Below are 15,047 nucleotides of genomic sequence, written 5' to 3'. Positions count from 1 at the left end.
GATTTGACCAGGGAGGAGGACGAGGCATATGCCTAACTTTACAACGTTTAATACGAATCCGGATAATCTCAGAACCTTGATTTTTGGTCAAGATAGTACAGGCACAGCCCAGCCGGTTCACACCGATACAAGCGGTAACGTAATCGGAATTATTTTGGATGGTACGATCAGTAATATATCAGGTCTCACTACCGTTACCATTAATGCCGGAACCATCACAAATATTCTGAACGGAACGATTACCAGCGTCCTCGGAGCAACGATCACGGCGGGTACAATTAACAGCGTGCTTGGCGCAACCATCACAGCTGGAACATTGACGAACCTGCTCAATGGTACGATCACCAGTGTTTTGGGAGCCACCATTACTGCCGGAACGATCACGAGTGTACTCGGGGCAACCGTGACGGCGGGCACATTAACGAACCTGCTCAATGGTACCATCACCAGCGTGCTTGGAGCTACAATCACCGCAGGAACGTTGACCAACTTGTTGAATGGTACCATCACGAGTGTACTCGGAGCGACGATTACAGCCGGAACGATCACCAGCGTGCTTGGAGCCACGGTGACCGCAGGAACGCTGACGAACTTGCTGAACGGTACCATCACGAGCGTACTCGGAGCGACGATTACCGCAGGAACGATCACCAGCGTGCTTGGAGCCACGGTGACCGCAGGAACGCTGACGAACTTGCTGAATGGTACCATCACGAGTGTACTCGGAGCGACGATTACCGCAGGGACGATCACGAGTGTGCTTGGGGCTACGGTGACTGCAGGAACGCTGACGAACTTGCTGAATGGTACCATCACGAGTGTACTCGGAGCGACAATCACAGCCGGAACGATCACGAGTGTGCTTGGAGCAACAATCACGGCGGGTACAATCACCAGTGTCTTGGGAGCTACCGTGACAGCCGGAACGTTGACCAATTTGTTGAATGGTACCATTACCAGCGTATTGGGAGCCACCATTACAGCGGGTACACTCAGCAGCGTAACGTCCATCTCGCAAAAGAGCTTTCAGGAATCACAGCTTCTTAGCACGCCGACGGCAAACACGTTTACACCTCTTCCGGCGGTCACGACGAGTGTGTTTGGCACTTATTCTTTCTTTGTATATAACAGGGGGCCGGGGCTTAACCGGGTTGATGCCCGCGTCGAAATCAGTGCTAACGGTACCAACTGGTACGATGATGTGGACACGGTGACCGGGATTTTGCCAGGTTCGGTGGATGTTCTGGTGCCGCAGCGTTTTCTCAAATATACACGTCTTTCCTACCGCTCCAGTCTGCTGGGAGCACCCAGCACGATTGACGTGTTCTTCAATGGACAAGGCACATAACCAGGTTTATCGTCATATAGGTACATGGAGTCCCTTTGATGGGCTTCATGTACTTTTTTTTGCATTGGAGGTGGCTGCATATGCAGAACAGGTTACTCGGAATTCATATGATTGTGCAAAATGAAGAACATCAACTTGCCCGCTGTCTCGACAGCTTCAAGCCGATTGGCAGCGAATGCTTCATTACAGATACCGGCTCAACAGATCGTACACCGGAGATCGCCAGACATTATGGAGCAACGGTGCTTCACGCCCGTTGGGAAGATGATTTTGCATATGCCAGAAATATAAGTTTGCCTCTCGCGAGCACAGAATGGATTCTGTGTCTGGACGCCGATGAGTATGTCATACAGGGGTTGGAAGAGCTTTTGAATTATCTTCCCAAGGTCCATAAGAGCGTTTCGAGACTGCGGATTACGATAGAGAACCGAATTGGTGAGGGAACGGGAGAGAATGTCATCTTCCATCCTGTGCGTCTTTTTCGCGCTCAACAAGGATATCGGTATGCGGGGCGTATCCATGAGCAATTGGTTCGTAGCGGTAGAAGGGATGGTGGAGAACAGGAAGGAGACGATCCGGACATAAACGACTTCTTTACCCGTGAAGAAGGCTGGATTGCTGAGCATGAACCCCTGGCTCCACTGCGTTTGGTCCATGATGGTTATCTGCCGTCCACGATTGCTCAAGGACATAAACCATTGCGTAATCTAAAGCTTTTGCAGCGGGAACTAGCCGATCATCCGGGGCAGCCTTTCCACCTCTATAATGTGGGGGTGACGTACTGCCAGCTAGGTCATATCAAACAGGCAGCAGAAGCCTTTACTGAATCCTTTCTTCATACACCGCTGCACGCGCCGTATCGCTCCACCCTGGTTCGGGACTACGCCAAGGTTCTTCTGGCGATGGGACGCTATGACGAAGCTCATGGGCTGTTGGCGGGAGAAATACAGCGTTATGCGGAGTATGCCGACCTGCATCTGATATATGGAGAGATTTTGGAGCAACAGGGTCTAGAGGAGAGGGCCTACAAATCCTATGCAAGAGCAACAGATTGCCGGGAGGGCTTCGATGGAGCTGATCTCAAGGGCGAAAGCAAGGCAGAGATTCGAGGCATACATCAGCAGGCAATTGAGCAAACAGGTAAACCGGATAGCGTTGAATTACGTGAGGGCAAGTCCTTTGATGAAGTCCAACAAGAACCGGCCCAAATGGAAAGACATTACGTAACGGACGTAGGTTGCGATAGCTACAAAGCCTATACATCCATGGGAAGGCTTGCACAGAAAAGAGGCTTTCTACAGGAGTCTGCTCATCTGTACAGCCTGGCTCTGAGCAGCGAGATCACGTATGCTCCTGCATGGACAGGGTTAGCCGATGTATTGCAGCAATGCGGAGAGACGGATGAGAGCATAGCAGAGACTTTACTTGCACACTGGAAAGAGCATTCAAAGAAAGAGGGCTCAAAGAAAGAGGATTCAGATCCGAGCGTAATAACATACGAGGATGATCTGGCGCTTGTGGTTTACGCACTTGCCTCCAGCGGTGCATATGGGCAGGCATTGAACTTGCTACATGGAGATGCCCGAAATACGCGTATAGAACATGAAGATTATCTGTATTGGATGTTATGTGCCAACAGGGTTTCAGATGCGCTGCAGTATGTGCAGAATCAGTGGAGTGAGGAGCATCGTGCGGGTGTAAACCTCCAGCCTGAGCAACGATTGGATTTGGCATTGACCTATTGGGCAAATGAGTTATCTGTATCCGAATCATTTATGGCAGCAGCAGAACCACAGGAGAGGGAAGGCTGGAGACTGCTGAATGACCTGTTGGATACGGGGAAAAGGGTGCATGTCGAGGATGACAGAGATGGAAAAATAGTTCACCAGACGCTCCAGGCTGCAACGGAGCTAAGTAAGAACATATGGATTCGGGCAGTGCAGACGGGGCAACTGGCGTTTGCCAGGATGCTGTATGAGAAGGTGGCTGCTATTAACCCTGAACACCACGAAAATGGTGTTCATAGCCGATGGCTGGCCGCGGCTCTTTACCGCCAGGGATACACCATGGCGGCTGCAGAGCTGCTGATTCAATCTATGTCACAAGGCGATATGGATGCGGACAGCCTCTTCTACCTAGGGGAAGCCGTTTATGCCAAAGGGCACTATGATCAGGCCTTAATTCTTTTCCAGCAGGCATTGGAGAAGGATTCAGAACAGCGGCAGGCGAGTGCTGGAGCTGCTGTCTGTTATATGCAGCTGGCGCTGGGGGTTATCAGACAGGAACGAACTCGATCTCCCGCTGATAAGGTGCTTATGGCACAACAGACTGTTTTGGAGCAGCAACTACGCACCGCAGAGGGTATCCCTTGGCGCACGGTGTTCTGTGCAAGGGAGAGGAGGAACCAGCTTGCCGACCAAGCACATTTCATTATGCATGATCGTGAAGGATGAAGAAGAACTGCTGCCTCATTGTCTCGAAAGTGTCCGCGGGGCGGTGGACGAGATTATTGTTGTGGACACCGGTTCGTTGGACCGAAGTGCTGCCATTGCCAGGGAATATGGGGCAGTGGTTGTGCCTTTTAAGTGGAGCGACGATTTTGCCGCGGCACGGAACGCTGGCCTGGAGCGAGCATCGGGCGAATGGATTCTTTTTCTGGATGCGGACGAGGCGCTGGATGAGATTGCACGGGAGCAGATCAGAAGCTGGACGGCAGCCAGCGGATGTGACGGATTGTTTTTAAATATCCATAACTATACAGGTTCGGGTCAGCAAGGGGTGACGGTAAATCCGGTATTGCGCCTCTTCAGGAACGAGCCGGAGCATCGGTTCGAGGGTCGGATTCATGAGCAGATAGCGGTGGCAATCTGTCGGAAGAATCCTCAGGCTGCTTTTCACGTGACAGATATGATCATTCACCATTACGGGTATCAGACAGCCATCGTGGAGCTCAAGGATAAGGTGAACCGGAATTTACGTTTGCTTCAACAGGCGGTGGAGGAAGAGCCGGAGCAGCCGTTCCATCACTATAACCTGGGCGTCGAGTATCTGCGGATGGGGGAAACGGAACAGGCGCTGAAGACGTTTGGCGTAGCTAAAGCGGGAATTGATCCCACCCTGACAAGTTATGCACATCTGTTGTTCAAATATGAGATTCGCTGTTTCCAGCATTTGAGTCGCTGGCAGGAAGCATTGGATCACATCCATGCTGCTCTTGAACTCTTCCCAGAATACACGGACCTGCTGCATCATCGCGGAGTATGTGAGGAGGCGTTGGGCGAGACCGAAAAGGCAGAGCTATCGCTGCGTGAAGCAGTTCGTATGGGACCGCCACCACCCATATTTCATACAGAAGAAGGAATCGGAACCTATCAAACCTGGTATACGCTGGGGAGGCTGCTGGAAGGTCGGGCGGACCTTGAAGGCGCAGTGGATGCTTATGTGGAAGCAGTCCGTGCCAAATCGAGCCTGCTGCCGCCGTTGTACCGGATTTTTCGGATCATGCGGATTTCCGGTCAAGAGCAACATCTGGTGGAGCTGATTAAGGAGCGATTTGCAATCACTTCAGAAGAGGCGATCCAGAAAGTATTGGGCATTCTGGAGCAGTGCCGTTGCTATGATACAGCTGTGCAGTTGTTGCCAGACATGTCTTCACATCCTTCAGCGGAGATGAGGGGGAGGTTATCCATGGCTGAGGCTCTGCTCCAGATTCAACAGGGGAAATGGAACAAGGCACGCCTTAAGCTGGATGCGGTACGGCGAAAAAAAGGAGAGCTTTCTGTACCAGCTGCCCATTGGATGGAGCGACTAAACTGGATTGAAGGAAGACCAATAGAGGGGAAAGATCAACTGACTGCGTGGCTGTATCGTCAATCGCAACCGGGTAGGAAGTCGGAGCGATATCAACAGACAGAACGAATCGGGAGTTCACAAGCCGTTGCCCAAAATGACGACTCAAACGTGGCTGCTGGAACAGCGTATAATGGCTGGCAGGCAATAGGACTGATGATGGAGGGGTGTGTGCAATCCGGGAAATGGGGTGTACTGCATGCGCTGGTTCAGCTTGCTCAGGGACAGTTGGCAGAAGGAGTGTCTCCATTGGTGGAAGGCAATCGGCAGGAAGCGGGAGAGCTCTTTGTCGGAGCCTCCGATTCACGTGTGGGAACCAGCTGGCTGGTGAAAGGGCTTGTCAGTGCTGCCGATCATCACCTGGAGGCGTTCGCTCAAGGAACAGAAGGTCAGCGACATCGTTGTTGGCCTGTGGTTCAGCAGATTAGACTGGATTTACCGGGGCCGGATGGTTTTGAGTTTTGAGGGTTGAATGAAAGAGAGCAGAACCCCGTATAGGAAGGACGGAGGATGAACATGCAGACAGGAATCAGCCTGTGCATGATCGTGAAGGATGAGGCCCGGTCGCTTCAGCGGTGTCTGGATGCCATTCAGGATGTTGTGGATGAGATCATCATCGTGGATACGGGATCAACGGACGAGACGATCGACATTGCCCGTCGTTATGGTGCGATTGTCATTAATGCAGCATGGACCGGAGATTTTAGCGCTGCTCGTAACCGGTCCCTTGCCGCTGCGACTCATCCTTGGATTCTGGTACTGGATGCAGATGAAGTCTGGATGCAGACCGAGTACAATCTGGCGGAGATGAAGCGGCTGCTGACCTCAAGTCAGGAAGACGTATGGGGATACTGGATACAGGTCACAAGTTTGCTCGGAATGTCTGGAGAAGAGCGTGTGACGGATGCGGTGTGTCGATTATTTCGGAATGACCCCCGAATTGCTTTTCAAGGGATGATTCATGAAGAAGTGGCATCTTCGATTCTGTCCTTCGCTCCGTGGGGTGTGGTCGATTCCGGGCTTGAGATTATTCATGATGGATATCTGGAGCACGTTATTGTTGGCAAAAATAAACCTGAGCGGAATATGCGGCTGATTCGTTCCGCTCTCCAGCAGTCACCGGATCAACCGGAACTGTTATATGCGATGGCCGCCGAGTGGTTTCAGCAAGCGAGATACGATGAAGCGCTCAGGTTGCTGCAGCCTTTGCTGGCAAAGCTTACGCCGGATTGCGGATATCATTCGGATCTGGTACTCAAAACGGCTTATGCCTGGCGGGAATGCAGCCGCCCAGAGAGAGCATTCGCTATCGTTGAGGAATGGAGGCCGGTGTATACTGACTTCCCCGATCTGCTGGAGCTTGGTGCTGTGTTGGAGCAGGATCAGGGTCGGGATGCTGCGGCGCTCGACTGGCTCAAGCAGGCCAAAGCGGCAGCTTCCACTGCCAGTCGATATACGTCCGTTTCCGGTGCCGGAACGTATCGCAGCCTGACTTTGGAAGGCATGGCCTATGAACGGCTGGGCTGCGGGCAGGAGGCAGCTAGGGCCTATACCGCTGCGCTCGCTGTACAGCCCGGCAGCTTGCAAGCATGGCAGCGGCTGTTACTGCTGGCCGCAGCTACCGGGCGGCCAAACGCCATCGCAAGCGCAGCCCAGCGAATCAGCCTGCCGCCTGCGGCCTGGCAGGCGCTGATCCCGGCCGCGCTGGATGCGCATCGGCCGGAATGGCTGCTGCGCCACGCGGCATCGCTGCCCGCCGCGCTGCGGGCGCAGCCCCTCGCCGCCGGGCTGGCGCTGACCCAGCTCGGCGAGGACGCCGCTGCCCGGGCGGCTTTGCAGCCCTGGGCGACGCATGCGCAGCACGGGCCAGAGGCGGCGCTGGCGCTGTGGGCGCTCGGCCACAAGCAGCCCGGCGAGCATCGCGCCAGTGCAGCGGCGGGCTCAGCGCAAGGCTTCGCACTGGCGCCAGCGGCGTGGCGTAAGGCGCGCCAGCAGGCAGCCGCGCCCGCCGCAGCCCGCGCAGCCGATGCGCTGCTGCGCGGCGCCACGGCCAGCAGCGCCGCGCCAGCGCCGCAGGCCGTGCACGCCGCGGCGCTTGCGCTCGCGCGCGTAGGCGCCTGGGCCGCATGGCTGCGCCTGCTGCAGGCCCAGGCGCCCGGCCAAGCACCGGCGCTGCTCGCGGCGCTTCCGCCTGCGGCCCGCTGCGGGCTGCTGCGCGCGCCCGCAAGCGTGCGTGAAGGGCTGCTTGCGCTGTTCGGCACGCCGCATGGCATGCAGCAGCCCTTCACGCACGAAGTGCCCGCCATGGTACTGGCGGGCACGCTCGCTTTGCTCGCCGGGCGGCGGCGCACTGCGCGTGATTGGGCCGAATCGGCCCAAGTCACTGCACGGCAACCTGCCGCCTCCGGCAGCCCGGCGACAATCCCGTCGGGCCTGCACACCCTGCTGCGCCTGACATCACCCGGCGCAGCATCCGCCGAAGCGTACGTAAACCAGTGCAGCATGCTGCTGGTTTATCTCTAACGCTTAGGCAATCCAAGGGGTTTAAGGATTTAAGGATATAGAGTTAATCTCAATCCATGCCCTCATCAGTGATCCCATTTATCCATCCCAATTATTCCTTACGGATCACAGCACGAAAACAACGGATTACCGGCCCATACATGTCAGACCAGATGGCATCCTCCGGTTCTTTCACGCTTAGCTTGCCCTCGATCGTCAGTCCGGTGACAGCCATAATAGTCTCCAGCAGGTCCGGACGCATCTCGGGCACATCAAACGTGGCGATCAACCGTCCGTCTGGCTTCAGCACCCTGGCGAATTCGCGAAAGGCCCGCAGCATCGTGCCTGTATCCAGATGCTCCAGCACAGAGATACAGAATACGCTGTCAAACATCTCGGATTCATACGGAAGCTGAGCCAGGTTGGCCTGCGCAAGATGCAGTCGGTCCAGGCTCGATTCCGGCAGGTCGCGTGCGGCCTGCTCGCCAAAATCAGAAGCGATATCCAGCCTGATCGCTTCTCTGGACAAAATACGCTCATCCCAATCACAGGCATAAACTTCCCGGCAGTGCTCTGCCAGCCAAAATTTGAATGGATGGGATATACCACAGGCAGCGTCGAGTACGACGTCCTCCTGCTGCGCAAACTGGCGTGCCCATTCGTACTCGTACGGACGGCTCCACCACGCAGGATGCAGTGGAAAAACCAATGTATCCGTTTTGGGATCACCCTCCCGAATGTATCTTGATTCCATGAAATCCGTTGCATTTGGCGTATCCCTCATCCCCGAATTCCCTCCTTTAATCCTGCTTCTGCCAAAAAAGATTCCAATACCGAACTCCACCTGCGCCGCCAGTGGGATATGTCGTAGGACAGCGCTGTCTCGCGGGCATAGATACCCAGCCGCTCCCGTTCGGCCCTATCTTGAACGAGACGCACCAGCGCGGCGGTCAGCGCTTCTTCCCCTGGAGGCACCAGCAGTCCGTTGAAGCCATCCTGAATCAAATCATTCAGTCCGCCAACATTGGAAGCAACAACCGGAAGCCCACAGCTCATCGCCTCCAGACAAGCGTAGGACGTTCCTTCCGAGAAGACGGTCGGGATCACGGCGATATCTGCCTGATGGTAGGCCTCGCGGATATCCCGAAAATCATACGTGCGATGTTTGATTCGATCTGCATGGGGGTGCGTGCGATGCCAATACCGGAAGGAGCGGCCCACCGTGCTGCCTTCAACCAGCTCTCCAGCAAATTCGACCTCCAGATCGGGAAAGGCACCAAGCAGTCGGTCAGCTGCCAGCATCATCGGAATAATGCCCCGTTCCATGCTGATCCGACGCGGATATAAAATACGCAGTGGACGCGAAGGGCTCACTTGAATCGCAGTTGTTACATCTTCATCCTGCTCCTTCAAATAATCATCCGATAGATCATTTGGCTGCCGACCAGCTAGCCCCTGTCTAATATTTGCTGAGTCCAGTTCTTCAGCGATTACTGTCACCTCGGATCTGTCCGCCCGCACCATGCCGTTTCCAACGTTTCTTTCCCCCACGGATGACGCAGCATTCAACCCCGAGATGGCAGCTTCAGCATGCTCTTCATGGCCTGCAAGATCTTTCTTCCATGCTGCCAGCCATTCTTCTTCCTGTTCATGCTCGAACGTACGCCTTGGCGGAGCAGGTGTGAAGTAGGAGGTATCCACTGCATTGGGAATGAGCACGACCTGACCTGGATCGGCAAACGTACAAGCAGCACGGCAAAAGGTCTGAAAATGTGAATCCACCGACACGATGCGTACAAGTCCATCCAGTGCCAGTTGAATATGCTCCGCGACTTGCTGCTTGGTCCCCAGCGGCAGCGCGGGACGATCCCAGTTAATCCCGTGGCAGATGCCGAGGCTGCCCGGCTTGTAGGCAATGGGCTGCCACAGGCAGCTTGCATAGATCACAGGCCCTCGCGCTGCGGCAGCCATTCGGGCAAAAGCTTCGGGCACATCATTCATATCGTAGGCATACCCGTATACATCGATCTGTTCCGTACGAGTCTGAAAAGCTTCAAAATAGGACAACTGATGGACCTCGGGGATGTGTCCCAATCCGCGGATTACACTGCACAAATCCAGGACGTAACGCTCCAGACCGCCCCCGAACACCCGGCTGAATTCCCGGTTATATCCGTCGGTGAAGCTGTGTGTCAATATGCTGACCACGCCCATCTCACTGCTCCTCCTTCCACGGAATCAGCCTTGGCTCCGGATCAAGAATCGATTCATAGTGTTCCAGGCTGCCCCACTCGCCGTGTGGATCAATTCGTTTATAACGCAAATATTTCCGAACCCGATCCTCCAGACTTCCTGCCCAGCCAAGATGCTGGACTTTCAATTCCGTGCTGATTCCGGGCAATACAGTGCAGGGCAAGGGAAGGCGAGGCACATGATGATTTTGCTGCGGGTAAAAGTAAGGGTAACCCGGCATATATCGGACCAGGGAAGCGGTATGACGTCGGTGAAGCCCCCAAAGGTCATCCTCCCGATAGTGGGTTCGTCCGCCCCACATATCGTAGAAACGGAAAGCGATCCAGTCCGCATGGTCCTGGTTAATCAGAGCGCGTATCGCTTTCTTCGCATCTGTGCTGTATAGCTCATCAGCATCAACCGATAGCAGCCAATCCGGCGAGGTACCTGCTGCTGCTTGCCATAGAGCGTTACGTAATCGCCATTCCTCCGCAAATAACGGCTTCTCCAGCACTTCCAGACGAACAACCCTTGGATAGGCTCTGCATATATCAGGTGTTCCATCTGTGCTGGCATCGTCCACAATGACGATCTCATCCACAAATTCACTTAAATCGTCCAGCACCTCCTCCAGATATCGCCCGCGCTCGTTGCGTACCTGAAGCATGGCGGTCAGTTTATTGCCCTGACTTTTACGAACGCGACGAACGGAAAACGGCTCTCTGAATTGGCCTATATCTCTGTGCTTTACAGCATCCTGGTCCCCTGGGTGCTCTGTGCTATATCTTTGATGGGTTTCACTTCGGATATCCAACGGACTCAGCGCATTTTCCAGATGCTTATCGCCAGTTTCCAGTGGCTCAGCGTGTGGTGATTCCGGCGCTTCCGTTAGAGTATGAGTTGTTTCGGATCGTATATCCTTATGCACCATCGGTCCATTCACATGTTGTCTGCGCTTCTTCGGGTCCAGCATCATGGCACCTCCCCCAGCAATTGCTGGACGGCTTGATCCAACAGCTCCATCTCGACGATTCGCGCAAGAACATCTTCATCCTCCAGTGCCGTCTCCAGAAATTGTCTCACCGCCCCGTGACGTTCTCCGCGCAGAGCCAGAGCCAGACCTGATAATTGCCGATAATCCTGTCGGCTGGGGCTATCCTGAATATCCACTGCATGCACCAAATCTAATGCATCTTCCACACGTCCAGTCTCCTGATAGATACGAAATTTCCAATGCCGTGCCGTTTCGCCTCCGAGTTCATCCAGAATGTGCAATGCGTTTCCATAATCATCATTCAGACGCAGCAGTTCTGCCCGGACAAGCTGTTCCTCCCCGGCCTCCAGCCAGCGACAGAGTTGTTCATAATGGTGCCGTTCCTGCTCGTTACCTGCGCTGATTCCATACACCTGCAGCGCGTTCTCGATTTCCCCGGCCCTTGCATGAATCGCGGAGAGGAATCGATAGTGGGAGCTTACGCAATCATTGCGCCCGTTTAATACGGCGTGAGAGAAGGCCTCCTTGAGTGAAGCGGCCGCTCTGGAATCCTCTAGCACATATTCATAGGCTGCCAGCAAAAAGGAAATCGTCTCATGCGCTCCAGCTTTGGACCGAAGCTGACGATAGAAGTCGGCCCGCACACTGCATTGCAGCTGGGTGACCGTATCCTGAACACCCGAGAGGGTCTGTCGCAGCGCATGCAGGAATAGCAGTTCATAGTCCCGGAGAGGGACTTCGAGGTTATCCTTTTGCATGACGCCAGCAGGGGAGGAATCCTCTCCATTCAGCCAGATGACACGTACACCCTGGAATACCAGCTTCATGTAGCGTGTTTCTGAAGTAGTGCCCACCAGATCGGCGATACCGACCAGTCTTGAAATACAGCTCTCCCATAAGGGGGACTCGGCTTCTTCACCAACCGGCTCGGGAAGAAGTACAATACAGAGCTCCGGATGGAGCGAGGCTGTGGCGGTAAGCCAGTAGGGATGAGCAACCACAGCAACCGTATGGGGCTCCTGCAGCAATTGTTCTGCTTCGGGAAGCGTGATGACGGTGATATTCGCAGGCATTTCCTCGGAGCGCTCCAGACTGCTGACATAGTAGACAGGCCCTTCCGCAACCATCAGAGCAGCGATGTCTGGATAAGGAAAAGCAGACCATCCTCCCTTCCGGGGAAAAAGAATATAACGAAAGGCAGGCAGGTCCGTACTTGGCTGTTCTGCATCTACCCCTTGATGAGGCTCCGGGTCCGGGATCGGAGACAGCTCTTCCATCGATGAATCACCTCACTTGATTTGCATTTTTGTCCGTTCATGGATTGAAGCAGCACTATCTGATGAATATCGGATTGGCGCTGCTTTGAATGATATCAATGAATCGATTGATTCAATATGTAATGCCCATTTTGCCCAGCGTATTTTATGCCTGACACTAACATATGGGCGTTCCGTCCCAAACATGAGCATCTTCCGTGAATAGACGAAGCTGGCAAGCCCAAAGATTAGGTTTAATTTTTTCTATTGTGTGACCATCGTCACTTTTTTTTGCTGTCATGGCAGGGTTTGTGATAATTGTCACATGTATAAAATAGTCTATCTGGCACAATACGTTCATCAATACGTGTTTGGCTGACAGAAACGGAAGAAGGGGCTTCAATGCCAAATACGAAAACTGCGATATGAACAGAAAGAAGGGGTAACGGTATGGATCCGATTATGTTATCGCGTATCCAATATGCGCTCACAACGATTTTCCATTTCTTTTTTGTGCCGCTGTCCATCGGTCTTGTGCTGCTGGTAGCGATTATGGAGACGTTGTACGTAGTGAAGGGTAAGGAAGTTTACAAAACGATGGCCAAATTCTGGGGCAAACTGTTCCTGATTAACTTCGCCGTTGGTGTAGTCACAGGCATTCTGCAAGAATTCCAGTTCGGCATGAACTGGTCGGAGTACTCCCGTTTTGTCGGGGATGTATTTGGTGCGCCACTGGCTGTAGAAGCCTTATTGGCGTTTTTTATGGAGTCTACCTTTATTGGACTCTGGATTTTCGGATGGGATCGTTTGTCCAAAAAAGTGCACCTAGCTTGTATCTGGCTGGTATTTGTCGGCACATTCCTGTCTGCGCTCTGGATTCTGGCAGCCAATTCATTCATGCAGCATCCGGTTGGCTTCGAGATTAATAATGGCCGCGCCGAGATGAATGATTTCTTTGCACTGATTACGAATGGTCAACTGCTGGTAGAGTTCCCGCACACGATCTTTGGTGCCCTGATGACAGGTGCATTTGTGGTAACGGGAATTAGTGCATACAAGTTGATGAAGAAGCAGGATGTGGAGATTTTCCGCAAATCGTTCAACATTGCCATCATTATTGGCCTGGTTTCCTCGCTGGGGGTTGCCTTCTCAGGTCACTTCCAGGCGCAATATCTGGTGGAGACGCAGCCAATGAAAATGGCAGCCAGTGAAGGAACATGGACGACGACGGAAGACCCCGCACCATGGACCGTGGTAGCCTTTATTGACCCGAACAAACAGGAGAATTCCGGCGAGATCAAAATCCCTGGATTGCTCAGTTATCTGTCCTATAGCAAATTTTCCGGCAGTGTCAAAGGCATGAAGGAGCTGCAAGCGGAGTATGAGCAAACGTATGGACCAGGGGACTATATTCCACCGGTACGGACGACGTTCTGGAGCTTCCGCATCATGATTGCTGCGGGCGGATTGATGATTTTGCTAGCGATATACGGTACATTCCTGGCGATGCGCCGTAAGTTGGAGGGAGCAGGCAAGTGGTTTATGCGTCTGATGGTGTTTGCCATTTCCCTCCCGTTTATCGCCAATACGTCGGGCTGGATTATGACTGAGGTGGGAAGGCAGCCGTGGACGGTATTTGGTTATATGACAACCGCAGCCGGGGTATCCCCGAACGTAAGCGCAGGCCAGATTTTGTTCTCCACCATTGCTTTTACCGCAGCGTATACGGTTCTCGGCATTGTGATGGTCTACCTGTTCGTTCGTGAAATCAAGGCAGGGCCATATGCAGTCGAAAAGCCGGAGGAGCATGATGAGTCGGCCGATCCGTTCGGCGTGGATGGGGGTTATTCTGTTGTCACTAAGTGAGTTGTGGTTTTTGCTGATTGCCGTCTTGTTTGTTGGTTTTTTCTTTCTGGAAGGTTTTGATTTTGGTGTGGGCATGTCTACTGCAATGATTGGCAAAACGGATCGTGAACGTCGTACCCTGATCAACTCGATCGGTCCGTTCTGGGATGGCAATGAAGTATGGCTGATTACGGCAGGGGGTGCAATGTTTGCAGCCTTCCCGCACTGGTATGCCACGCTGTTTAGCGGGTTTTATCTGCCGCTGGTCGTCGTGCTGCTGGCCTTGATCGGACGCGGAGTTGCCTTTGAATTCCGCAGCAAAATGAGACATGAACGCTGGCGCAAAACATGGGACATCATCATTGTAGTCTCCAGTGCGTTACTACCATTCTTGTTCGGCGTTGTTTTCGCTACCTTGATGAAAGGCCTGCCTATTGATGCGCAGATGCAGCTTCGTCCCGGCTTCCTGGACATCGTCAATCCGTATACGGTGGTAGGTGGGTTGAGCGTGACGTTGTTGTGTCTGGTGCATGGTCTGCTGTTTGCTTCCTTGCGGACCGTGGGAGATCTTAGAGAACGTGCCCTGAATTTGGCCCAAAAACTGATGCTGCCGCTCGCCGCGATCCTCGCGATCTACGCTGTGATGACATACTTCATGACCGATGTGTTCGCCGTACGCGGCTGGGCTCTCTGGATTATGGTTGTTCTGGGTGCTGCTTCATTGGGTCTGGCGGCTTACTTCGTGCGTCAGAAACGAGAAGCCTGGGCCTTCGGCATGACGGGAGCTGTAATTGCAATCGCGTTTGCCTCCGTATTTATCGGTCTGTTCCCAAGGGTCATGGTGAGTTCAATGGGTTCGGCGTTTGACCTGACGGTCTACAATGCTTCATCCGGTGCATATTCGCTCAAAGTGATGACGATTGTGGCTTGTACGCTGCTTCCGTTTGTACTCGGCTATCAGATCTGGAGTTATTACATTTTCCGCAAACGTCTGAACGATCACCATCACCTGGAGTACTGA

At 53.6% G+C, this 15,047-nt stretch carries 10 protein-coding genes; 6 read left to right on the top strand and 4 right to left on the bottom strand.

The features are described 5' to 3' along the window. Positions 1 to 28: 28 nt before the first annotated feature. From MKY42_RS30875 to MKY42_RS30860, 4 genes are all read left to right on the top strand, one after another. Entirely contained in the window at positions 29 to 1,348 is a 1,320-nt protein-coding gene (locus MKY42_RS30875; protein WP_179262563.1) for a DUF6385 domain-containing protein, read from the top strand. A gap of 80 nt (positions 1,349 to 1,428) precedes the next feature. Then, entirely contained in the window at positions 1,429 to 3,801 is a 2,373-nt protein-coding gene (locus MKY42_RS30870; RefSeq protein WP_177185823.1) for a TPR domain-containing glycosyltransferase, read from the top strand. After that, positions 3,758 to 5,662, top strand: coding sequence for a glycosyltransferase (locus MKY42_RS30865; RefSeq protein WP_339847215.1), 1,905 nt, complete (start codon positions 3,758 to 3,760; stop codon positions 5,660 to 5,662). The genes MKY42_RS30870 and MKY42_RS30865 overlap by 44 nt, the downstream gene beginning before the upstream one ends. 45 nt (positions 5,663 to 5,707) lie before the next feature. Further along, the gene (locus MKY42_RS30860) at positions 5,708 to 7,720 is read left to right on the top strand and encodes a glycosyltransferase family 2 protein (protein WP_339847213.1); all 2,013 of its coding nucleotides are present in this window, start codon (positions 5,708 to 5,710) and stop codon (positions 7,718 to 7,720) included. 91 nt (positions 7,721 to 7,811) lie between these two features. On the opposite strand, the gene MKY42_RS30855 is transcribed toward MKY42_RS30860, so the two are convergent. From MKY42_RS30855 to MKY42_RS30840, 4 genes are read right to left on the bottom strand one after another with little or no spacing between them, the layout of a single operon-like run. Further along, on the bottom strand, positions 7,812 to 8,483 hold the full coding sequence (locus MKY42_RS30855) for a class I SAM-dependent methyltransferase (RefSeq protein WP_090903245.1): 672 nt from the start codon (positions 8,481 to 8,483) through the stop codon (positions 7,812 to 7,814). Next, the gene (locus MKY42_RS30850) at positions 8,480 to 9,913 is read right to left on the bottom strand and encodes a glycosyltransferase family 4 protein (protein WP_090903247.1); all 1,434 of its coding nucleotides are present in this window, start codon (positions 9,911 to 9,913) and stop codon (positions 8,480 to 8,482) included. The genes MKY42_RS30855 and MKY42_RS30850 overlap by 4 nt, the downstream gene beginning before the upstream one ends. A gap of 1 nt (position 9,914) precedes the next feature. Then, positions 9,915 to 10,907, bottom strand: coding sequence for a glycosyltransferase (locus MKY42_RS30845; RefSeq protein ID WP_339847211.1), 993 nt, complete (start codon positions 10,905 to 10,907; stop codon positions 9,915 to 9,917). Beyond that, positions 10,904 to 12,202, bottom strand: coding sequence for a hypothetical protein (locus MKY42_RS30840; protein WP_339847209.1), 1,299 nt, complete (start codon positions 12,200 to 12,202; stop codon positions 10,904 to 10,906). Before MKY42_RS30840 ends, MKY42_RS30845 begins: the two co-directional genes overlap by 4 nt. Before the next feature lie 429 nt (positions 12,203 to 12,631). Here MKY42_RS30840 and MKY42_RS30835 point away from each other — a divergent pair, with 429 nt between their 5' ends. Continuing rightward, positions 12,632 to 14,047, top strand: coding sequence for a cytochrome ubiquinol oxidase subunit I (locus MKY42_RS30835; protein ID WP_110002215.1), 1,416 nt, complete (start codon positions 12,632 to 12,634; stop codon positions 14,045 to 14,047). Next, entirely contained in the window at positions 14,031 to 15,047 is a 1,017-nt protein-coding gene (cydB, locus tag MKY42_RS30830; RefSeq protein WP_090903628.1) for a cytochrome d ubiquinol oxidase subunit II, read from the top strand. The genes MKY42_RS30835 and cydB overlap by 17 nt, the downstream gene beginning before the upstream one ends.

Source organism: Paenibacillus sp. FSL W7-1088 (genome assembly GCF_037969855.1).
Classification (GTDB): Bacteria; Bacillota; Bacilli; order Paenibacillales; family Paenibacillaceae; genus Paenibacillus.
This window is presented reverse-complemented; position numbering and strand designations above follow the sequence as displayed.

What these genes read in the sequence shown, in the direction of transcription:
- MKY42_RS30835 (WP_110002215.1), top strand. Translation starts at nt 12,632, where the DNA reads ATGGATCCGATTATGTTATCGCGTATCCAATATGCGCTCACAACGATT.
- MKY42_RS30860 (WP_339847213.1), top strand. Translation starts at nt 5,708, where the DNA reads ATGAACATGCAGACAGGAATCAGCCTGTGCATGATCGTGAAGGATGAG.
- MKY42_RS30870 (WP_177185823.1), top strand. Translation starts at nt 1,429, where the DNA reads ATGCAGAACAGGTTACTCGGAATTCATATGATTGTGCAAAATGAAGAA.
- MKY42_RS30855 (WP_090903245.1), bottom strand. Translation starts at nt 8,483, where the DNA reads ATGAGGGATACGCCAAATGCAACGGATTTCATGGAATCAAGATACATT.
- MKY42_RS30840 (WP_339847209.1), bottom strand. Translation starts at nt 12,202, where the DNA reads ATGGAAGAGCTGTCTCCGATCCCGGACCCGGAGCCTCATCAAGGGGTA.
- MKY42_RS30850 (WP_090903247.1), bottom strand. Translation starts at nt 9,913, where the DNA reads ATGGGCGTGGTCAGCATATTGACACACAGCTTCACCGACGGATATAAC.
- MKY42_RS30845 (WP_339847211.1), bottom strand. Translation starts at nt 10,907, where the DNA reads ATGATGCTGGACCCGAAGAAGCGCAGACAACATGTGAATGGACCGATG.
- MKY42_RS30875 (WP_179262563.1), top strand. Translation starts at nt 29, where the DNA reads ATGCCTAACTTTACAACGTTTAATACGAATCCGGATAATCTCAGAACC.